Genomic DNA, 20,484 nt, shown 5'->3' with positions numbered 1-20,484 from the left:
GGGTCTCCTCTCGGGAGGCGGCTCGCCGCGTTGTCACATCTGCACCCACCCAATCGTGCTTTCCCGATCCAAGTAGTTGAAATTTTCAACTAGTTGACTATACTGGCGTCCAGTTGGCGCACGGATGGGAGCACGCATTTGTATTCGGATTTCCTCACCTTCAGGCTCGATCAAACGAGCGCATTGCTGATGGATCGCGCCAATGCGGTCTACCGCGAGCGCTGGGATCTCGACGTGCGTGCCATGCGCGTGCTGCGCATCATCCGTACTGAGCCGGGCATCACGCCCAAGGCCGTTTCGCAGCGCGCCCTCATCGAAAAAACGCTGCTTTCCAAAACGCTCGGCGAACTCGAATCGCGAGGTCTGATAGGCCGCGGCGCGCACGCGGCGGACCGGCGCAGCGTTGCGCTGCGCGTCACGCCCGAGGGCGCGAAAGTGGCGAATGCCTCCGAAAAAGCGGGCTCGAAGCTCGAATCCGAACTCGCCGCCGCGCTCACCGAGCACGAGCGCAAGACGCTCGATCAGTTGCTCGCCAAGTTGGCCCAGAGCCTGATCGAGGGCGATTGAGATCGCACCTTGCCTATCTGACGCAGTTTTTGAATCAAGCATGAAGGAGTCGTCGATGCCGAATCTGGTCGAAACCGTGGCGCCCGCCATTGGCGCGCTGCTACCCGAGCTCGAAGCACTCTATAAGGATCTGCACCAGCATCCTGAACTCTCGATGCAGGAGTTCCGCACGGCGGCGCTCGTCGCCGAGCGTATGGAAAAGCTTGGCTATGAAGTTTCCCGCGAGGTGGGTGTGACGGGCGTCGTGGCCGTGCTGCGCAATGGCGAGGGGCCGGTCGTGATGCTGCGCGCCGACATGGATGCGCTGCCCATGGCAGAAGCCACCGGCCTGCCGTATGCGAGCACGGTGACGGCCAAAGACGAAGAGGGCGTGCAGGTGGGCGTGGCGCACTCGTGCGGGCACGACCTGCACGTGACCTGGCTCATCGGCGTGGCGCAGTTGATGGCGGCGCATCGCGACGCATGGAGCGGCACGCTGCTCGCCGTGTTCCAGCCCGGCGAGGAAGTGGGGCGCGGCGCGCGCAGCATGATGGACGACGGCATGATCGAGCGCTTTCCGAAGCCCGACGTGATTCTCGGCCAGCATGTGATGGTGGGCCCGGCTGGCACCGTGGGCTATCGCAGCGGCGCGATCCTCTCAGCGGGCGACAGTCTCAAGGTGAAGCTGTTCGGCCGCGGCTCGCATGGCTCGCAGCCGCAAACCTCCATCGACCCTGTGATCATGGCGGCTTCCACCACGCTGCGTCTGCAGACGATCGTCTCGCGCGAAATCTCGCCGCGCGAGAGCGCCGTGCTCACGGTGGGCTCGCTGCAGGCTGGCACGAAGGAAAACATCATCCCGGACGACGCCACGCTCAAACTCAACATGCGCACCTTCGACGACGACGTACGCGAATACATGCTGGGCGCGATCCGCCGCATCTGTTGCGCCGAGTGCACGGCCTCGAATGCGCCGCGCGAGCCGGAGTTCACGACGCTGTCGAGCTACCCGCTCACGGTGAACGACGACGCCACCACGGCGCGCCTGCGCAAGGCGTTCGAAGCGTGGTTCGGCGAGCGCGCTTACGAAACGCAGCCGGCCGCCGCCAGCGAGGACTTCAGCGTGTTCGGCCGCGAATGGGGCGTGCCGTACGCGTTCTGGTTCGTGGGCGGCACCGAGCCCGAGGTCTATGCGCGAGCCCTGGCCGCAAAGAAGCTCAACGAGATCCCGAGCAACCACTCGCCGAAGTTCGCGCCGGTGCTCGACCCCACCTTGCGCACCGGCCTCGAAACGATGCTGTGCGCGGCCGCCGTGTGGCTTGGCCGCGAAAGCGAGGCGGCGTGAGCGTGGCACTCGGCGTGCACGTCGGCACGCATATCAACGTTCACACCGCCTATACGGTACTCGACTTGATCGGCACGTTCGCTTTCGCGATCTCGGGCGCCGTGGCCGCGCGGCAGCGGCGCCTCGACCTGTTCGGCATCGTCGTCGTGAGCTTCATGGTGGCGTGCGGCGGCGGCATCATCCGTGATCTGTGCATTGGCGCGGTGCCGCCAGCGGGGCTCGCGAACTGGGCCTATCTCGCGGTGACGTTGCTGGCTACGGGGCTCACCATTGCCGCCTATCCGCAGGTACGGCGGCTGCGTCACCCCGTGCTGTTGTTCGATGCGATAGGTCTCGGGCTCTTTGCGGTGGCGGGCGCGCAGAAGGCGCTCGCGTATAGCCAGAGCGCGGAGCCGGCCATCATCCTCGGTATTGTCAGCGCGGTGGGCGGCGGCGTGATGCGCGACATGCTGCTCTCGCGCGTGCCCGCCATTCTCGACCGCGAGATCTACGCTTCGGCGGCGCTGCTTGGCGCCGCGGTGCAGGTGGGGCTCACGTATGCGGGCTGGTCGACATTCTGGACGCCCTGGGTGGCCGTGATTTCCTGCGTGGCGTTGCGGCTGGCTTCGCTCTATTTCGGCTGGCGTTTGCCGGTTTTCCACGGCGTGCGGGCGGCTCAGCCGCGGCAGGCGCCGGGCGGCGACGCCGCGAAGCTCGCCGGAAAAGCGGATTCGCGGCACGACGCGCGCTAACTTCAGCGGTCTTGCGCCGGGGTGCCGAACGTAATTTCGCTGGTGCGCTCCGCGCGGATCTTCGGGCCGAAGCTGCGGATATTCGAAAGCGTCGCGTTGTGGTGCGCGCGGATCGACGCCGCGTTCGCGTGCGGCTTGTCGTGGGTGGTGTGGGCGTCGGCGGCGAGCGTGACCGTGAGGCCGTTCGCGGCGGCGCGCCGCACCGTCGTGTCCACGCAGAATTCACTCGCATAGCCGCAGATCACGACGTGGTTCACCGCACGTGCGGCGAGCAGGGCGCCCAGGCCGGTGCCAAGAAATGAATCGGGCGTGCGCTTGCCGATGAGGTGGTCGCTCGGGTCCGTCACAAGCGCGGCCGACAGCGCCCAGGCGTCTGACCCGCGAACGAGCGCCGTGTCGTCCTCATGCTGGATCAGCACGACCGGCGCCCCCGTTTGTCTTGCGCGCTGCATCAGCGCATTGATGTTGGCGCTGACCATGGCGATGTCGCCGGGCAGCGGTTCGGTGTCGACGAGCTTCTTCTGAAAATCGATTACGAGCAGAGCGGTGGTCATAACGGTCGTCCCTGGAAAACGCTGATTCTAGCGCGTGGGCGTCAACCCTTCTCGCGAAACAGCGCGACGCCCGCGAGACTCACGATCCCGCACGCGGCCACATACCACGCCGGCGCATAGAAGCTGCCCGTGGCGTGCCACAGGAAGCCCACCACGAGTTGCGCGAAGCCGCCAAAGAGTGTCACGCCCACCGCGTAGATGATGCCGAGCGAGGTCGCACGCACTTCGGGCCGCAGCGCTTCGAGAATCATCAGGAATCCTGTTGGACTCGTGAGCGTCATCAGGCCGATCAGCACGACCACCACCACGAGCACCGTAGCGGGCGTGGGCCACAGGGCGATGGCGCGAAACGCCGGGAATACCAGTGCGAGCGACACCACGCTCGCGCCCACGAGCAGCCGTTTGCGGTTGCCGACGCGGTCCGCGAGGCGCCCTGCGAACGGCGAGCCCACCAGCAGCACGACGCCTGCCGCCACGCCGCTCGCCGCGGCCGCTGCTTGGGGCATGCCGAGCGTGAGCGAGAGAAACGCGGGCAGGAAAAACACGAGGGTGTACATCGTCGCCGTGGCGCCAATCACGAGCATCGTGCCCGCTACGATCTGGCGCAGCGGCAACTTCCTGCGCGTGGCGGGTGTTGCGTGTTGTGGCGAAGTCTCGGCGTCATGCGCTTGCGGCAGCGTATCTTCAAGCCGCGTGCGCAGATAAAAGCCAAGCGGCCCGATCGCGAGACCGATGAGAAACGGCACGCGCCAGCCCCAACTTTCGAGCTGTTCGTGCGCAAGCGCTTTCGATAACAGCACCGCGATCGCCGCGCCCGCCAGCGCGGCGCCGCCCTGGCTCGCCATCTGCCAGCTCACGAGCGCGCCGCGCCTGCCTTCGCGGCCCGCTTCCATCAGCAGTGTCGTGGCTGCGCCCACTTCGCCGCCTGCCGAGAACCCCTGCAGCAAGCGGCCCAGCACAATCAGCGCGGGCGCGGCGAGGCCGATCTGCTCGTAAGTGGGTGCAAGGCCGATGAGCCCGGTGCCGAGCGCCATCATCAGCACGGTGAGGATGAGCGCGGGCTTGCGGCCCGCGCGGTCGGCATAGGCACCGATGACCACGCCGCCGAGCGGCCGCACGACGAAGCCCACGCCGAACGTCGCGAGCGACATCATGAGCGAGCTGAACGCGTCATGCGCCGGAAAGAACAGCCGCCCGATGATTGCCGAAAAGAAGCTGTACACGGTGAAGTCGAAGAACTCGAGCCCGTTGCCGAGCGCGGCGGCGAGCACCATCGTGCGGCTGGTGTGCGCGGTCTGGTCTGCCGATGCAGCAGGGGCAGCTTGAGCGGCGAGGGCGGCGCGTTCCTGAGCGAGTTTCATGATGAAGCCTTGTTCCGATGATGACGCGCTGAGATGGCAACGTCGTGGTGCTGACGCGCGCGGCACAATACGCATGCCGCGCGTCGTTCATTCACAGGTGAGCCGCGCTTACTGGCTACCCTTGATACCGGCGTTCGAGCGCACTTCGATCTTGCTCGTTACCGACTGCACGCCGCTCACGCTTTGCGCGACCGAAGTGGCGAGCGCGATCTGGTTTTCGCTCGCTACCACGCCGGAGAGCGTGATCGCGCCGTTATGGGCGTGCACGCGGATGAACGTCGATTTGAGCCCTTGCTTGCGTGCGGCGCGCAGTGCGCCGCGCACGTTCGCGGCGAGCGCGCGGTCCGTGGGCGCCGAAGCAGCCGCGGCGGGCGTCGCAGGCGCGATCTGCGCCGCGCTCGCTTGGCTGCCGCCCTGGGCCCAGCTGCTCACGCTCGCGACGGCGAAATAGACGGCGGCCGCGTAGCGCAGCATGGTTCGGTTGTTCATGTCTTCTCTCCTGTATGTATGAGGCCTGCGGCCCTTAGAACTTGTGATACATGCCCACGAGCACGACGTGCGGCGACTGGTACATTTGTGTCGTGCCGTCCGCGCCCGTGTAGCTGTTGCTGATGTTGTCCACGGTGGGCTGCTGCGACGGATAGCGGCCGTACGTCGGCGTCTCGCCCGTGTTGCGGATGAGCGCGCCGCGCACATAGAGCGCCGTGCGTTTGGAGAGGTTGTAGTCGTAGCCGAGCGTAATGCCGTACGAATTCGAGCTAACCCCGGCCACGGTGCGATACGCCAGCTCCACGCGGAAGTCGTTGCGCTGCTGATAGCGGTAAAGGCCGCCGAGCGTATAAAGCGAGGCCACGCGGTCGCCGGCGAGACGCGGCGCGAGGAAGCTGTAGCCCGCCGAGACGACGTAGTGCCCGGCGTCGTAGAGCAGGCCCGCAGCGAAGTTGTCGGTGCGCACGTATTGCGACGTCGTGAGCGCGTTGAGACCGTAGTTGCCGATATAGCTCAGCGCACCGAACAGATGACCGTCGAAATAGTTGAGCGCGACGGACTTCGTCGTGATGGTCGGCGAGTTCGAGCTGGGGTCGTGCAGCGCAAGCGCGACCTGCGCGTTGAGCGGCCCGAACCACGGCGACGAATAGCTGATCGCATTCGAAAGGCGGCTTGCCTGATAGCTCGCGCCGGGGCCGAGATCGTAGACCCATGCCGTGAGGTACGCCACCGTCGAGACCGTGCCCACCTGGCCGAACACGTCGATGAAGAGCGGTACGCCGACATCGTCCTGCAGGCCGAGCTTGAGCTCGCCGGTCCTCGACGAGCCGAGGGCGACCCAGGCTTCGCGGTTGAACAGCGTGTTCGTCGTGCCGAGCTGGCCGTTCGCCGCATTGAAGCCGCTCTCGAGGGCAAAGCGCGTCCGGTAGCCGCCGCCCAGGTCTTCCACGCCGTAGAGGCCGAACTTCGACGTCCATTCGCCGCTGCTTTGCTGCACCCAGGACGTTTGCGCACCCTTGGTGAAGCCCACCGCCTGGTCCACCGCGCCATAGAGATAAATGCCCGGCGTGTAGGCGCTGCTCACCGCGTAGGGCACGCCCTGAAAGTAGTCTTCGAGGAACAGGTTCGAAGCCTGTGCGAGCGCTGCGTGCGAAGCGCCGCCGAGTGCGGCGGCGCAGGCGGCGAGCCGCGCGGCGCGGGCCATGCGCGAAAGACCGGCACCCCGGCGCGGATAAGGCGTGATGCTGCTTGCTGACATTTATAGGCTCTTTAGGTTGGTCAGAAACTGCGGGGAAGGGCGGCGCGCGCGGGCGAGAAGTGATTGCGCGAAGCCGCCGGAAAACGCCTCGGTCAAACGTTGCGCAGATAGCGCTCGGTGAGGCTGACGAACCACGCGGCTCCCCATACGAGCGCGGCGTCGTTGAAGTCGTAGCCCGGGTTGTGGACGCTGCAACCGCCCACGCTGCCCACGCCATTGCCAAGCAGTACGTAGCAACCGGGCAGCTTCTCGGTCATCCACGAGAAGTCTTCGCTGCCCATGACGGCGTCGGGCATCATCGTGAGGCCGCTCTTGCCGACGATCGCCTCGATGGCGTCAATCGCGTGCTCGGTGGCGTTGCGCTCGTTCACGAGCGGCCGCGAGATCGCGCGGTAGTCCACGCTGGCCGTCGCGCCATACGACTGCGCCTGGTGATCCGCGATGGCGCGGATGCGCGCTTCGAGCGTGTTGCGCGTTTCGCTGTCGAGCGCGCGCACGGACAGCTGCAGCGTGGCGCTTTCGGGGATCACGTTGCCGGCCTTGCCGGAATGAATCGCGCCCACCGTGACCACGGCCGCGCGCGTGGGCTCCACATTGCGCGAAACGATGGTCTGCAGCGCCATCACGATGCTTGCGGCCGCAACGATCGGATCGCACCCTTGCTGCGGCATCGCGCCGTGCGCGCCGCGCCCGGTCACGGTAATCGTCACCGTGTCGGAAGAGGCCAGCATGCAGCCGTGGCGCACCGCGAAGTGGCCCACGGGCAGGCCCGGCGCGTTGTGGAGCGCGAACACCTGATCGCACGGGAAGCGCTCGAACAGCCCCTCGGCGATCATGCGCGAGGCGCCGCCGAGGCCCTCCTCGGCGGGCTGGAAGATCACGTTGAGCGTGCCGTCGAAGTCGCCTTGCGTCGCGAGGTAGTGGGCCGCCGCGAGCAGCGTGGCCGTGTGGCCGTCGTGGCCGCACGCGTGCATCGTCTGTGCGACGGTGCTCGCATAGGGCAAGCCGGTCGTCTCCTGAATAGGCAGCGCGTCCATGTCGGCGCGCAGGCCGATCGCACGCGTGCCGCTGCCGCGCGTCAAGCGCCCCACGACGCCCGTGCCGCCAATCCCGGTCGTGACCTCATAGCCCCATTGCGCGAGCTTTTCCGCGACGACGCGCGCAGTGCGCGACTCCTCGAATCCCAGTTCGGGATGGGCGTGAATGTCGTGGCGAATCGAGATGAATTGCTGCTCGTGCTCGCGAAGCGCCGCGAGCAGGGCCGTGCTGGTGTCCTGCGTCATGTGAAGAGTCCCCGAAGTGGCCGCCCGGTATGCGGCGGCCTTCGAGGACAGAGCCTAAGGACGATCGGTCGAAATAAAAAAGCAAAAATCGGCATGTCGATAACCAGTGGTAATATCCACCGCATCATGAAAATTCATCAGCTTCGGGCGCTTGTCGAAATTGCGGCGACCGGCACCCTTAACGGCGCGGCGCGGCGGTTGCACGTCACGCAGCCGGCCATCACGAAAGCGCTGCGCGAGCTGGAGGACGAGTGCGGCGTGCGGCTGCTGGAGCGCAACCCATGGGGTGTCGTGCCCACGGCCGAGGGCGCGGCGCTGCTCCAACGCGCCCGCACCGTGGTGCGCGAGCTCGAGCGCGCCGAGGAAGACCTCGCTCACCTCAAGGGGCGGCGTGACGGCAAGCTCGTAATCGGCGTCACGCCCATTGCGGGCACCGGCGGCCTTGCCGACGCCTTCGTCGCGTTTCGCCGCCACTGGCCGCTCGTGACGATCGAGTTCCGCGAGCTGGGCATCAACCAGTTGCGCGAGCAACTACGCAACCGCACGCTCGACCTCGCGTTCGCGGCCTTTCCGGCGAATCCCGGTGACGACATCGGCACGGTGAAAGAACTCTTCGAGTACGACTCGGTGTTCATCACGCGCGCCAACGGCGTTTTCGCCCAGGCGACGACGTTGACCGAATTGCAGCAGGCCGAATGGATCCACACCGACGTCACTGACCTCTACCCGAACATGTTGCGCGCGATGTTCGAGCGCGCGGCGCTGGAGCCGCCGCGGCGCGTCACGCGTTGCACGTCGTACGCGCTTTTCTATGGCCTGACGCTCCTCTCCGACGCCGTGTTCGCGTGGACGCGCCATTCGCTAGAGGAGACGGAACTGGGCCGCTCGTTCGTCGAGCTGGCGCTGCCCGATCGACCGCCGCCGCTGCGGCTCTATCTGTTCTCGCCGCCCGAGGCGCAGCTCACGCGGGCCGCCGAGTCCTTCGTCGATTGCATCGACAGGGTGCTGACCGAGCGCCGCGAAGTTGCCTCGACGCGGCATTCACGCGAGGCATCAACCCGCGGTTGAGCCCCCGCAACTGAAGTCGCTACTCAGCGGTTTTCTGCGCGGCTATCGTTGATTTTCCAAACCGGATTTCCAACGATCACGCCAGAGCCGGTGGCGCCGCATGCGTGGCGCCACCGGCATGGGACCCGCCCATGACGCCATCCGCTTCGCCGTCTTTGCCTGCCGACCCGGCAGCGCATTCGTCTGCTTCCTCGCATTCGGTTTCGCGCCGCCGCCAGTTCGTGGTGCTCGGCGCGCTGTTCGCCGCGTGGTCGGTGGCCTATACCGATCGCGTCGTGATCGGCACCGCGATCATCCCCATCTCGCACGAACTTGGCCTGAGCGATGCCGCGAAGGGCTACGTGCTCGGCGCGTTTTACGCGACTTACGCGCTCATGCAACTGGGCGGCGGCTGGCTTGCCGACCGCCTCGGCGCGCGCCGCGTGCTGGTGGGGTGTCTCGCGCTCTGGTCGCTTTTCACCGCGTTGACGGGCGCAGCCTGGTCGCTCGCCTCGCTGCTCGCGTTCCGGCTGTTGTTCGGCGTGGGCGAGGGCAGCTTCGCGCCCGCCAGCTCCAGTGCGATCGTCGAGACGTTCCCGCTGCGCGTGCGCGCCCGCGTGCAGGCGCTCATGTGCAGCACCGTGTTCCTGGGCGGCGCTGTGGGCGCGGCGGCGGTGGGCTGGACGATTTCACGCTTCGGCTGGCGGCAGACCTTCGTGCTGCTCGGCTTGCTCGGCGCGTGCGTGGCCGTCGTACTGCTCGTGGTGCCGGGGCGGCGCGCGGCAACGCAAGACCAGGCCGCGCTCGCAGAGGCCGCGACGCCCGAGCCTCACGTGCGCTGGCGTGAACTTGCGCGCACGCCGCTCGTCTGGCGCGTGGCGCTCACGTGGTTCGGCGCCTGCCTGCTCGCGCTCGGCCTGCAGGCGTGGCTGCCCACCTGGATCATGCGCACGCGCGGCATCGACATCGTGCACATCGGGCTGATCTCCGCCGTGCCCTTGCTCGCCAGCTTCATCGGCACCAATTTCGCGGGGCATTTCATCGACCGCTCGCCGCTTACGCGGCTGCGCTGGCTGCTGGCTGGCGGCGCGCTCGCCAGCGCCGGGTTCGCCGCGCTCATGCCGTTCGTCGCTTCGCTGCCCGCGTTGATTGCCTGCTGGACGTTGTGCATGCTCGCCTTCGATCTTGTCTACGCCAGCGTGTTCGCCATTCCGCTCAAGTGCTTTCCGGCGAGCACGGCCGGGCGCACGACGGGCCTCATCAATTTCGCCGGTCAGCTTGCGGGCGCGATTTCACCCGTAGTGGTCGGCCGCCTCGTAGGCGGCGCGCCGGGCTCGGGCTGGCTGGGCGCCTTCGCGTTTCTCACGGGCGGCGCGCTGCTCGCCTTCGTCATTGCGCTGGGCTGCGACTTTCGCGCTCGCGGCGGCGCGCGAAGCACCGCGTGAATGCCTGGGCGTTTCCACCGTTTCTTTGCGTTCCATCCTCATTCGCGAGTCTTGCCATGAAATGCTTTGTCGCCGGTCTGCTCACAGAGACCAATGCGTTCGTCAACCTGCCCACGAGCCTCGAAATGTTCATGCGCGGGCATCTACCGCCGGGCAAGTGCCCGATGGGCGAAGCGCCCATCGTCGGCGCGGAGCTCATGTGGAGTGCGAAGCGTCGCGCGGCGAAGGGCGAGTTCGAACTCGTCGAAGGCAGCTGCTTTCGCGCGACGCCCGCGGGCCTCACGAGCCGCGAGACCTACGTGACGCTTCGCGAGCGCATTCTCGACGAGTTGCGCGCCGCGCTGCCCGTGGACGCCGTGTTGCTTGGCCTGCACGGTGGCATGATCGCGTTCGGCTATCCCGATCCCGAAGGCGACCTGATCGCGCGCGTGCGTGGGATCGTCGGACGGGACTGTGTGATTGGCGTGGAGTTCGATCCGCACTGCATCGTGAACGACATGCGCCTCGATAACAGCGACGTGATCGTGTTGTACAAGGAGTACCCGCACACGGACATGGTCGAGCAGGCCGAACGCCTCATCGATCTCGTGACGAACATGGTGCGCGGTGCGCCGCGTCCCACGGCCTCGCTCTATGACTGCCGCCAGATCGATTCGTATCCGACCACAGCGCCTGGCATGCGCGCGCTAGTGGACCGCGCGAAGGCGATCGAGGCCGACCCCGCCTCGGGCATCGTGTCGATTTCGATCGTGCATGGCTTCATTTATGGCGACTCACCGGATCTGAGCACACGCGTGCTCGTCTATGCCGACGACAAGACGCGCGGCGAGACGCTCGCGCGCGAGTTGGGCGACGCGTTGGTCGCGCTGCGCGGGCAGACGGCTTCGCCGCTCCTGGCCATCGACGCGGCCATCGATGCGGGCCTCGCCGCCGCGGCGACCGGCAAATCGGGTCCCGTCGTGATCGCCGATCCCACCGACAACTCCGGCGGCGGCGCGCCTTCCGACAACACGGAGGTGCTGGCACGCCTGATCGAGCGCGGCATGGAGAACGTCGCGACCGGTCCGATCTGGGACCCGGGCGCGGTCCAACTGTGCTTCGACGCAGGGCTTAATGCAGTGCTGCCGCTGCGCATCGGCGGCAAGGTCGCGCGCACTTCTGGGCAGCCAGTGGACGGCGTAGCCGAAGTTATTGGCCTGAAGCGCGGCGCGTGGCAGCGCTTCGGCACGAGCCGCGTGGAGTGCGGCGACGCGGCGGCGGTGCGCATAGGCGGCGTGGAAATCGTGCTTTCTACCCAGCGCGCCCAGGCGTTCAGCCTCGAAGCGTTCGAGCAGGTGGGCATCGACCCGCGCGAGAAGCGCATGCTCTTCGTGAAGTCCGTCAATCATTTTCACGCGCATTTCGCGCCCATTGCGAGCGAGGTGCTCTACGTGGAAGGCGGCGGCCCACTGCAACGCGATTATTCGAAGATCGCCTGGAAGAACGTGCACCGGCCGCTGTGGCCTCTCGATGCCGACGCGGCGCCGGTGCTGATCCACTGATCCGCCGGGCACCGCTGGTGGGGGAAGAGCCAGTCGCAGTTATGGCAGACTGTGGCGCGCAATCACGCGCAATCACGCGCAATCACGCGCATGCACCTACCGCCGACGAAATCGCGGAGAGGGTGCACGCTCCATCGGCCCTCACGTTACGCACTCATGAAGCAGCATCAGCTCCACGCCTTCCTCGCGCTCGCGGCGGGCGGCAGCCTCACACGCGCGGCCAGCGCGCTCAATCGCACCACGGCGGCCATCTCCAAGTCGATCCGCGAACTGGAGAGCGAGTTCGAAGTGCAACTCTTCGAGCGCACGCCGCACGGCATGTCGCTTTCGGCGGGCGGGCGCGCGTTGCTGCCGCGCGCGCAGGCGGTAAGCGCCGAGATGACGCGCGCCCACGAAGAACTGGGCGCCTTGCGCGGGCAGCACGCGGGGCATTTGCGCATTGGCCTGACGCCGGCCGTTTCCGTGCTGATCGCGCCGGACCTCGTGGCGCGCTTCATGCAGCAGCATCCCGCCGTGCGCGTGGAGCTATACGAATACCAGCGCGAGCAGATGATGCATCGCCTCGACGACGGCACGCTCGACGTCGCGCTGCACGCGCAACCGTCGTTCGCCGACACGCAGCCGGACAGCCGCTCGCAGCTCGTATTCGAAACATCGTTCGCGCTCGTCACGGCGCGCGGGGGGCGCTACGCGCAGGCCCGCGCGCTCGACGATCTGCAGCACGCGCTGTGGATCTATACCGATCCGAACGGCGCGCAGCAGCGCTTCGTCAACCGCGTGTTCGTCGATGCGGGGCTCGCCGCGCCAGCGCGCACGCTCATGTGCACGGCTTCGGTGCCAGGCGTCGCGCTCGCGGTGAAGATGGATGCGCTCATGCTCGTCGCACGGCCGATACTGCGCACGCGCACCGAGCTCGTGGAGTTACTGCTTTTTCCGGTCTTGCCGCAACTGCGCGTGTGGTGCACCGTGCGTCACGCGGCGACCGCGCCTGCGCAAGTCGGCGCGTTTCTCGAAGAAGCCTTGCGCTGGCAGGCGCGCGATACATCCGACTGAAATTGCAATGAACTTCGCACTGAACTTCGCGCTGGGCGTTCGCCCAGGCATGCGTCGCGTATGGTGCGGCGCGGCACGCGAAATGCTCCGTGCCACCGGCGCCGTCGCGCGCATGCAACTGTGCGTCGCCCGCTGTCCAGCCAAAATACGGGATTTTTCACCAAGCGCTATGCTTTTTAGTGCGCGATGTGTCCGGCATCGACCCGGGCGCGCCGGCTTGTCTGCACGTTAAACCACGTTATCCGCCCCGGCATGGACCGGACCAAGAAAGAAGACTCCACAAGGGAGCCAACGTGAAAACGACTCTGGGCGCAGTGGTGCTGCTCGCCGCCAGTTCGGCCGCGTGCGCACAATCGAGTGTCACGATGTACGGCCGCGTGGATGGCGGTATCGAATACCTCAATCACATCGCGAACGGCAACGGCGGCAGTTCGACCCGCTGGAGCGCCGAGGGCGGCGACTGGGGCACCAGCATGTGGGGCCTCAAGGGCACCGAGGATCTCGGCGGCGGCAGCGCCGCGATCTTCGACCTCGAAACCGCCGTGCAGATCATGAACGGCACGACGGGCGGCGGCCGCCTCTGGTCGCGCCGCGCGTATGTGGGTTTGAAGAACGACACGTGGGGGCAACTGCAAGCCGGCCGTAATCTCTTCATCGACAGCGACGGCGTGTGGGCATTCGATCCGTTCGTGCAGCAGGCGGTGTCGTCGGCCTCACTCGTGCGCGGCCGCAACTGGCAGCAGACGAGCAACAACGTCGAATATCACAGCCCGGTGTGGAAGGGCCTCGACGTGCAGGGGCAGTATTCGTTCGGCAACCAGCCGGGCAACTTCAATGCCGGGGCCGAAGGCGAGTTTGGCCGCTCGGACGGCATCATGCTCTCCTACCACTCGACGCTTTTCGACCTGCGCGGCATCTACGACGAACTGCGCGATTCGAGCGGGCGCTTCTCCAACATCTTCACGGCCTCGCGCGAATACTTCGTGGGCGGCAACCTGCGCGTGCAGAAGTTCAAGATCCAGGCCGCGTACACGCATTACTCCGCGCCCGATTCGCCGCCCGGCATCTCCGATACCGCCGACCACTACTGGCTGGGCGCGACCTACCAGGCCACGCCGAAGTGGGCCGTGACGGCCGCGGGTTTCTATATCCACGTAGGCGAGGGCGGCGGCGACGCCTCGCACGACCCAGCGAGCCACGCCATGCTCTACGCGCTCGGCACCACCTATAACCTGAGCGCACGCACCTTCCTGTATGGCACGGTCGCCTATGTCAACAACAGCAAGAACGGCACGTTCTCCGTGTTCGCGACGCCGCGCGACTCCAGCACGCCGACCAGCCCCATGGCTGGCCAATCGCAAACCGGCGCGTACGTCGGGATGATGCACGTGTTCTAACGCCACGCTTTTTCCGCCATCGCAGACGGCATTCTTCGAGGAAGGTTGAGATCATGGCCAGACTATCGAAACCGCTGGGCTTCATCGGAGTCATCTCCGTGCTGTTCACCTTGCTCACGGCGGTCTATCTGCTGGCTGGCGGCGCGTGGCTCATTTCGCTCGGCGGCTCGCCGTATTACGTCGTGACGGGCGTGCTGCTGCTCGTCTTCGCGTGGCTGCTGTGGCGCGCGAGCCCCTCGGCGTTCGTGCTCTACGCAATCGTGCTGATCGGCACGGCGATATGGGGGCTCTGGGAGTCGGGGCCGGACTTCTGGGCGCTCGTGCCGCGCTCGGGCGTGCTGGTGGTGTTCGGCATCTGGCTGCTCGTGCTCATGAGCTGGCATCTGGAGCGTCCGCGCCAGTTCGGCGTGCTTTCGCTCGTGGTCGGGCTGCTCGTGTGGGGCGGCGTGCTCGTGTATGCGCACTTCAACGACCCGCAACAGATCAACGGCTCGCTCGCGGCGGTGAGGGCCACGCCCGCGCTGAACGTCGATGGCATCGAGCCATCCGAATGGCCCGCTTATGGACGCGACCAGCAAGGCACGCGCTATTCGCCGCTGCAGCAGATCACGCCCGACAACGTCCACAATCTCGAGGTGGCCTGGACCTTCCGCACCGGCGACACGAAGGGACCCAACGATCCGGTCGAGATCACCAACGAAGTCACGCCGATCAAGATTGGCGATCTGCTTTACCTGTGCTCGCCGCACCAGATCCTGTTCGCGCTCGACGCGCAAACGGGCGAGCTCAAATGGAAATTCGATCCGAAGCTTCAGGCCGATCCCTCGTTCCAGCACGTGACTTGCCGGGGCGTGTCGTTCGTGGATCTTTCGGCGAGCGCGAGTGCAAGTGACGCCGCGGCGGCTTCGGGAACCGAGGCGGCTGCGCCTGCAAGCGACGCCGCGTCGGCCACCGAAGCCGCCGCGCCGGCGAGCGAAACCACGGCCGCCGCAACGCCTGCCGCCGCGAACGGCGCCTGCACGAAGCGCATCCTGCTGCCCGTGAACGACGGTCACCTCTACGCACTCGACGCGCTCACGGGCGAGCGCTGCGCGGGCTTCGGCAACAACGGCGACCTCGACCTGCAGCACGCCATGCCGGTCACGACGCCGGGCATGTACGAGCCCACCTCGCCGCCCATTGTCACGAGCAAGGCGATCGTCGTGGCGGGCGCTGTGGAAGACAACTTCTCGACGCGCGAACCCTCGGGCGTGATTCGCGGCTTCGACGTGCGCACCGGCGAGCTGCTGTGGGCGTTCGATCCGGGCGCCGCGGACCCGAACAAGATTCCGGGCCCCGGCGAGCACTACACGTGGAATTCGCCGAACTCATGGGCGCCGGCCGCCTACGATGCGAAGCTCGACATCGTTTATCTGCCGATGGGCGTGAAGACGCCGGATATCTGGGGTGGCGACCGCACGCCCGAGCTGGAGCGTTACGCAACGGGCCTGCTCGCGCTGCACGCCTCCACCGGCAAGCTCGCCTGGTTCTACCAGACCGTGCACCACGACCTGTGGGACATGGACCAGCCCTCGCAGCCCACGCTCGCCGACATCACCGACAAGGACGGCAAGACCGTGCCGGTGGTTTACGCGCCTGCGAAGACGGGCAACCTGTTCGTGCTTGACCGCCGCACCGGCGAGCTCGTCGTGCCCGCGCCCGAAATGCCGGTGCCGCAGGGCGCCGCGCCGGGCGACCACGTCGCGCCTACGCAGCCGTTCTCGCAGCTCACGTTCCGGCCGTCGAAGAACCTCACCGACGCCGATATGTGGGGCGCCACAATGTACGACCAGCTCATCTGCCGCGTGATGTTCCACCAACTGCGCTACGAAGGCACATTCACGCCGCCTTCGCTACAAGGCTCGCTCATCTTCCCGGGCAACCTTGGCATGTTCGAGTGGGGCGGCCTCGCCATCGACACCGACAGGCAGATCGCCGTGGCGAACCCCATCGCGCTGCCGTTCGTCTCGCGGCTTATTCCGCGCGGGCCAGGCAATCCGATCGAGCCGCAGCCGGGTGCGAAGGGCAGCGGCACGGAGGCGGGCATTCAGCCGCAATACGGCGTGCCTTACGGCGTGACGCTCAATCCGTTCATGTCACCGCTCGGGCTGCCGTGCAAGCAGCCGGCGTGGGGTTACATCTCCGCCGTCGACCTCAAGACCAACCAGATCATCTGGAAAAAGCGCATCGGCACGACGCGTGACAGCTCGCCGATTCCGGTGGCCTTCCGCACGGGCATGCCGATGCTCGGCGGCCCGATGGTGACGGCAGGCGGCGTGATCTTCATCGGCGCGACGGCGGACAACTACCTCCGCGCCTTCGACGTGAACAACGGCAACCGGCTCTGGCAAGCACGGCTGCCCGCGGGCGGTCAGGCCACGCCGATGACGTACGCGGTGGGCGGCCGCCAGTTCGTCGTGATCGCGGCGGGCGGGCACGGCTCGTTCGGCACGAAGCTCGGCGACTACGTGATTGCCTACGCGCTGCCGAAACAATGAGTCACGCGCGAGCCGCCCAGCAGCACCGGGCGGCCGCGGCTTGCGGGCTTACCAGGCGGCGGCGGGGGCTCGCACAGCGCCTGCCGCTTCTCACGCAGCATGCGACGCACCGCTCGTGCGCCTCACCCGTTTTTCCTTCATGAATCGAACATCGCGCGCGGCGCGCGCCTGGGCGGTGGTGTCTGCGGCAACCTTCGCCACGTTGCACACGATAAGCGCACACGCGCAAAGCTCGGTCACGCTGTACGGGACGCTCGACACGAGCATCGAGGTGACAAACCCGGGCGCGGGCTGGGTCGCGCGTATGGACTCGGGCGCGTATCGCGGCTCGCGCTTCGGGCTGCGCGGCGTGGAAGATATCGGCGACGGCATCAAGATCCTGTTCGAGCTGGAAAACGGCTTCGGGTCCAACGACGGTACCTTCGCTGTGGCCAACACGATCTTCAATCGCCAGGCGTGGATTGGCCTTGGCACACAGTGGGGCACGGTGCGCGTGGGGCGGCAATACTCGCCGATCTACATTCCGTTCAAGGGGCAACTCGACGCGTTCGGCGCGGGCACCATCGCTTCGGGTCTGAACAATCTTTCGAAGATCACGCCTTACGAATCCAACGCGATCACTTATCTGTCGCCCGATATCTACGGTTTCTCGACCACGCTGATGGCCTCGCTGCAAGACCCCTCCACGGGCAGCAACGGACTCGCAGGCAACATCGAAACCATCGAGTGGCGGCACGGGCCGTTTCGCATTTCGTACGCGCATCAACAGCAAAACGGCGATGGTGCACTGCGAGCCAATCTGGGTGGCATGTCGTACGTCCTCGGGCCGGTGACAGGCTATTTCGCGTATTTCAACGGCGATGGCGGCACGCCGCGCAACCACAACAACGGTGTCTCGGTCTCGGCGCGCTACGCGATCACCTCGCAATTTCGCGCTTCGCTGGGCTATGCGTGGGTGCACGACCTCTCGGGCGCCGACAACGATGCCGACCAGTTCAGCGCCGCGTGCGAGTACGACCTCTCGAAGCGCGTGCTGCTCTACGCGAGCGCCGGGTGGCTGCGCAATCACAACAATGCGACCTTCACGCTGCGCGGCGTGAACGTCACTGGCCTGCCGCCGTCCTGGCCGGGCGCGCCTGTGCGCGGCGTGCAGTTTGGCATGATCGACCGCTTTTAAAGGGCTTTTCTCGTAGATCGATTCGCTGGCGGCGCACGGCGGCATCGACGCGCGCGGCGTGGTGCATGGCCAACAATTCGGCCGGACTATGACTTGTGCCGGGCATCTCTCGTTGTTATCATGCGCCTTCCATTCCTGCACACCGGACTCCAGCCAAAGTGGACAACTAAGCTTTCCCCAAACAATGTTTTCGCGCCAGCGTCGAACACGCCGCGCGAGAGGTTCATACATTCGGGAGAAGCTTATGGCTCGAGTCACGCCAGCCGCGACGCTTGTCGCACTCCATCACGTGTCATACCGGTTCGATAGCGGCGCTACGCTATTCGACTCGCTAGACCTCATTCTCGATCGCGTGCCCACAGGTATTGTCGGCCGAAACGGCGTCGGCAAAAGCATGCTCGCGCAACTGATCGCGGGAAGAATCGAGCCGAGCTCCGGCTCGATCGATCGGCACGTTCGCGTCGCGTTCGCAGCGCAGCAACACCTTGACGCGTCACACGATACGCGGACCGTTGCGCAAGTCGCGGGGATCGACGCGCCGCTCGCGGCCTTGGCACGGCTGGGAAGCGGTACGGCCGACACCGGCGATTTCGACGTAATCGGCGAGCGCTGGGATCTCGCCGCGCGCCTGCGCACGGCGCTCGATGCGGCGGGGCTCGATCATCTGGAGTCCGACACATTGGCGCACACACTCAGCGGTGGTGAACTCGCGCGCGTGACATTGATTGGCGCGCTGCTGGCCGATGCCGGCTTGCTCGTGCTCGACGAGCCGACCAATCACCTCGACGCCGCCGGTCGCGCCTGGCTGCGCGTCGCGCTTTGCGGATGGCGCGGCGGTCTCGTCGTCGTGAGCCATGATCGCGCACTGCTTGGAGACGTGCAGCGCATCGTCGAGGTCACGGCCAAGGGGCTTCGAATCTATGGCGGCAACTATGGCAGCTACCGCAGCCAGCGCGATGCGGAACACGAAGCGGCAAAGAGCGCGCTCAGCCAGGCGCGTACCGAACGCGAGCGCGCCGCGCGCAGGCTCCAGCGCGAACACGACACGATCCAACGGCATGCCGCTGGCGCATTGCGTTACGCGAAGACGGCGAATCTATCGTCGATGGCGAAAGAGGGGATCAAAGGCGGTGCGCGCAATGTGATGGGGCAGGTCAGGGCCGAGCAGCGCGAACACAAAGAGGCGCTTGACGAGCGCATTACCGAGGCTGCCGCACGCGTCGAGCCCGACGCGCCCGTGCTCGTGGCGTTGCCAGGCGCAGGGGTGAGCGCGCGCCGCCAGGTCTTCACGCTCGAAGAGGTGAGGCTGCCGTGGCTCGCGCACGACGATCCCGCCGCCACGCTCACCTGGTCGTGCAACGGCCCGGTGCGCGTGGTGTTGACGGGTCCGAACGGATGCGGAAAGTCGACGCTGCTGCGCCTCCTGGCGGGGCAATTGGCGTCCCATGCGGGCCGCAGCGTGACGTATGTACGCTGCGCGTATCTCGACCAGAAGCTTGCGCAGCTCGATCCCGATCGCTCGATCGTCGAACAGCTCGGGTTGCTCGACACACAGCTCGCAGAAGGGGAATTGCGCAGCCGGCTTGCGTTGCTGCAACTCGACGCCGCGCGCGTGTGAACCCACCAAACATCTCGACCTGGAATCCGTGCGCGCGATCGAGGGGGCGCTAGCGGACTTCCCAGGCGCGCTGATCGTGGCTTCGCACGACGCGGATTTAATCGCCGCACTGGCACCGACGCATACGATGCAATGGAGCCGCGACGGATGGCGCTTCGATCCCGTTTTCTGACCCATAGGATAACGAATTGATTTACGAGGCTAGGTTTAGAGGCGAGACGTTAACGCCACCTGCGCCACGGGATTTTCGACACCTATGCCCATTACGATTACGAATGGCTCGCTCACGGGCCGCACATACACGTAGTCGAGCGACGACGCGACCGAAACCTGTGTTGTGCAGAACACGCTGACGCTGGGCGTGACCGTGACGTCGGGCGGCAAAACGGCTGACTACATGGAGGCACTGATGCAATTTCAGACGCTTCGGGGCAGTCGATGCACGGCGATTGCACGGCCGATTTCGCGTGACTTAGTCGAAGGCCGTACAGAGACGCTCGATTGGTACGGCGATCAATATGCAGATCGAATAGGCGAGACCGAAGGTGAAGGCCACGGAAGTGGTCGCACCGCACCACGCGACGAAGCGCTGTGCGTCGCGCTTTTGCTTCGCAGCGTAGGCAATCTTGCGCCAGGCGCGCCCCGCGGCGTAGGTGATGGCGAGCGCGAACACGAGCGCGCAGACCGAGGCGATGCCGAGGATCCATTGCGTACCGTGCCAGCCCGGCATTGGATCTCGCGTGACGGGGTCGGCGCAGGCCGTGGAAACGAGTGTGACGCCGAGCGCCAGATGCAGCAGCCAGATGAGCGGCACCGCGCACAGACCGAGCCAGCCGGCGACCCGCTGCGAGCGCGTGGGTTCTGGATTCGGGCTGCCGCCGGTTGGTTGTCCGGATGTCGGGGCGGACGCCATGGGTTCCTCCTGTGAGACGCCACGGAGTTCGTGCCGCAGGAGGTGTGCCTGGGGGATTTATTTTATTTTACATAACATAAATTATCGACATTTTTAATGTTAGGGCTTTTTTGAAATGTCCGGTTCTGGCTCATTAGAAATGTCCGATTCCTGCCCTGGTTGACGCGCACGCTCGCGTGAGGCGTCGAC

Annotated in this window: 16 protein-coding genes and 1 pseudogene; 11 read left to right on the top strand and 6 right to left on the bottom strand. The window is 66.1% G+C overall.

Annotation, left to right across the window (positions count from 1 at the left end; all coding sequences use genetic code 11):
- Nucleotides 1-189 precede the first annotated feature (189 nt).
- The 3 genes from JMY28_RS38025 to JMY28_RS38015 are packed head-to-tail and all read left to right on the top strand — an operon-like array spanning nucleotide 190 to nucleotide 2,622.
- Nucleotides 190-567 (top strand): MarR family winged helix-turn-helix transcriptional regulator, encoded by a 378-nt coding sequence (locus tag JMY28_RS38025; RefSeq protein ID WP_236597239.1) that lies wholly within the window; start codon nucleotides 190-192, stop codon nucleotides 565-567.
- A 55-nt stretch (nucleotides 568-622) separates the two neighbouring features.
- Nucleotides 623-1,891 (top strand): M20 family metallopeptidase, encoded by a 1,269-nt coding sequence (locus JMY28_RS38020; RefSeq protein ID WP_201701020.1) that lies wholly within the window; start codon nucleotides 623-625, stop codon nucleotides 1,889-1,891.
- 32 nt (nucleotides 1,892-1,923) lie between these two features.
- Nucleotides 1,924-2,622: a trimeric intracellular cation channel family protein gene (locus JMY28_RS38015; RefSeq protein WP_201701030.1), complete on the top strand. Its 699-nt coding sequence runs from the start codon at nucleotides 1,924-1,926 to the stop codon at nucleotides 2,620-2,622.
- A gap of 2 nt (nucleotides 2,623-2,624) precedes the next feature.
- Here the strand turns inward: JMY28_RS38015 and JMY28_RS38010 are convergent, their stop codons facing one another.
- The 5 genes from JMY28_RS38010 to JMY28_RS37990 all read right to left on the bottom strand — a co-directional run bounded on the left by JMY28_RS38010 (nucleotide 2,625) and on the right by JMY28_RS37990 (nucleotide 7,567).
- Entirely contained in the window at nucleotides 2,625-3,176 is a 552-nt protein-coding gene (locus tag JMY28_RS38010; protein ID WP_201701019.1) for a cysteine hydrolase family protein, read from the bottom strand.
- Nucleotides 3,177-3,217: 41 nt separating this feature from the next.
- Nucleotides 3,218-4,537 carry an MFS transporter gene (locus tag JMY28_RS38005; protein ID WP_236597238.1) on the bottom strand — a complete coding sequence of 440 codons (1,320 nt, stop codon included), beginning with the start codon at nucleotides 4,535-4,537 and terminating at the stop codon, nucleotides 3,218-3,220.
- A 108-nt stretch (nucleotides 4,538-4,645) separates the two neighbouring features.
- The gene (locus JMY28_RS38000; RefSeq protein ID WP_201701018.1) at nucleotides 4,646-5,026 is read right to left on the bottom strand and encodes a BON domain-containing protein; all 381 of its coding nucleotides are present in this window, start codon (nucleotides 5,024-5,026) and stop codon (nucleotides 4,646-4,648) included.
- 34 nt (nucleotides 5,027-5,060) lie between these two features.
- Complete coding sequence (locus JMY28_RS37995; RefSeq protein ID WP_201701017.1) at nucleotides 5,061-6,284, bottom strand: porin; 1,224 nt, start codon at nucleotides 6,282-6,284, stop codon at nucleotides 5,061-5,063.
- 92 nt (nucleotides 6,285-6,376) lie between these two features.
- Nucleotides 6,377-7,567 (bottom strand): M20 aminoacylase family protein, encoded by a 1,191-nt coding sequence (locus JMY28_RS37990; protein ID WP_201701016.1) that lies wholly within the window; start codon nucleotides 7,565-7,567, stop codon nucleotides 6,377-6,379.
- Nucleotides 7,568-7,693: 126 nt separating this feature from the next.
- Here JMY28_RS37990 and JMY28_RS37985 point away from each other — a divergent pair, with 126 nt between their 5' ends.
- The 8 genes and pseudogenes from JMY28_RS37985 to JMY28_RS37950 all read left to right on the top strand — a co-directional run bounded on the left by JMY28_RS37985 (nucleotide 7,694) and on the right by JMY28_RS37950 (nucleotide 19,554).
- The gene (locus JMY28_RS37985; RefSeq protein ID WP_201701015.1) at nucleotides 7,694-8,635 is read left to right on the top strand and encodes a LysR family transcriptional regulator; all 942 of its coding nucleotides are present in this window, start codon (nucleotides 7,694-7,696) and stop codon (nucleotides 8,633-8,635) included.
- Nucleotides 8,636-8,766: 131 nt separating this feature from the next.
- On the top strand, nucleotides 8,767-10,059 hold the full coding sequence (locus JMY28_RS37980; protein ID WP_201701014.1) for an MFS transporter: 1,293 nt from the start codon (nucleotides 8,767-8,769) through the stop codon (nucleotides 10,057-10,059).
- 56 nt (nucleotides 10,060-10,115) lie between these two features.
- Complete coding sequence (locus JMY28_RS37975; RefSeq protein WP_201701013.1) at nucleotides 10,116-11,600, top strand: M81 family metallopeptidase; 1,485 nt, start codon at nucleotides 10,116-10,118, stop codon at nucleotides 11,598-11,600.
- 156 nt (nucleotides 11,601-11,756) lie between these two features.
- On the top strand, nucleotides 11,757-12,653 hold the full coding sequence (locus tag JMY28_RS37970) for a LysR family transcriptional regulator (RefSeq protein WP_201701012.1): 897 nt from the start codon (nucleotides 11,757-11,759) through the stop codon (nucleotides 12,651-12,653).
- Nucleotides 12,654-12,946: 293 nt separating this feature from the next.
- Nucleotides 12,947-14,050: a porin gene (locus tag JMY28_RS37965; RefSeq protein ID WP_268960705.1), complete on the top strand. Its 1,104-nt coding sequence runs from the start codon at nucleotides 12,947-12,949 to the stop codon at nucleotides 14,048-14,050.
- A 53-nt stretch (nucleotides 14,051-14,103) separates the two neighbouring features.
- The gene (locus tag JMY28_RS37960; protein WP_201701011.1) at nucleotides 14,104-16,587 is read left to right on the top strand and encodes a glucose/quinate/shikimate family membrane-bound PQQ-dependent dehydrogenase; all 2,484 of its coding nucleotides are present in this window, start codon (nucleotides 14,104-14,106) and stop codon (nucleotides 16,585-16,587) included.
- 139 nt (nucleotides 16,588-16,726) lie between these two features.
- The gene (locus JMY28_RS37955; protein ID WP_201701010.1) at nucleotides 16,727-17,764 is read left to right on the top strand and encodes a porin; all 1,038 of its coding nucleotides are present in this window, start codon (nucleotides 16,727-16,729) and stop codon (nucleotides 17,762-17,764) included.
- Nucleotides 17,765-18,008: 244 nt separating this feature from the next.
- Nucleotides 18,009-19,554, top strand: a pseudogene (locus JMY28_RS37950) (ATP-binding cassette domain-containing protein).
- A 300-nt stretch (nucleotides 19,555-19,854) separates the two neighbouring features.
- Here the strand turns inward: JMY28_RS37950 and JMY28_RS37945 are convergent.
- Nucleotides 19,855-20,295, bottom strand: a complete 441-nt coding sequence (locus tag JMY28_RS37945) for a hypothetical protein (RefSeq protein ID WP_201701009.1) — start codon at nucleotides 20,293-20,295, stop codon at nucleotides 19,855-19,857.
- Between the last annotated feature and the right edge of the window lie 189 nt (nucleotides 20,296-20,484).

The sequence above is a fragment of the Paraburkholderia hiiakae genome, from assembly GCF_904848665.1.
Taxonomy (GTDB): Bacteria; Pseudomonadota; Gammaproteobacteria; order Burkholderiales; family Burkholderiaceae; genus Paraburkholderia; species Paraburkholderia hiiakae.
The sequence above is the reverse complement of the archived record's forward strand: the minus strand, read 5'-3'. Positions and strand labels throughout refer to the sequence as shown.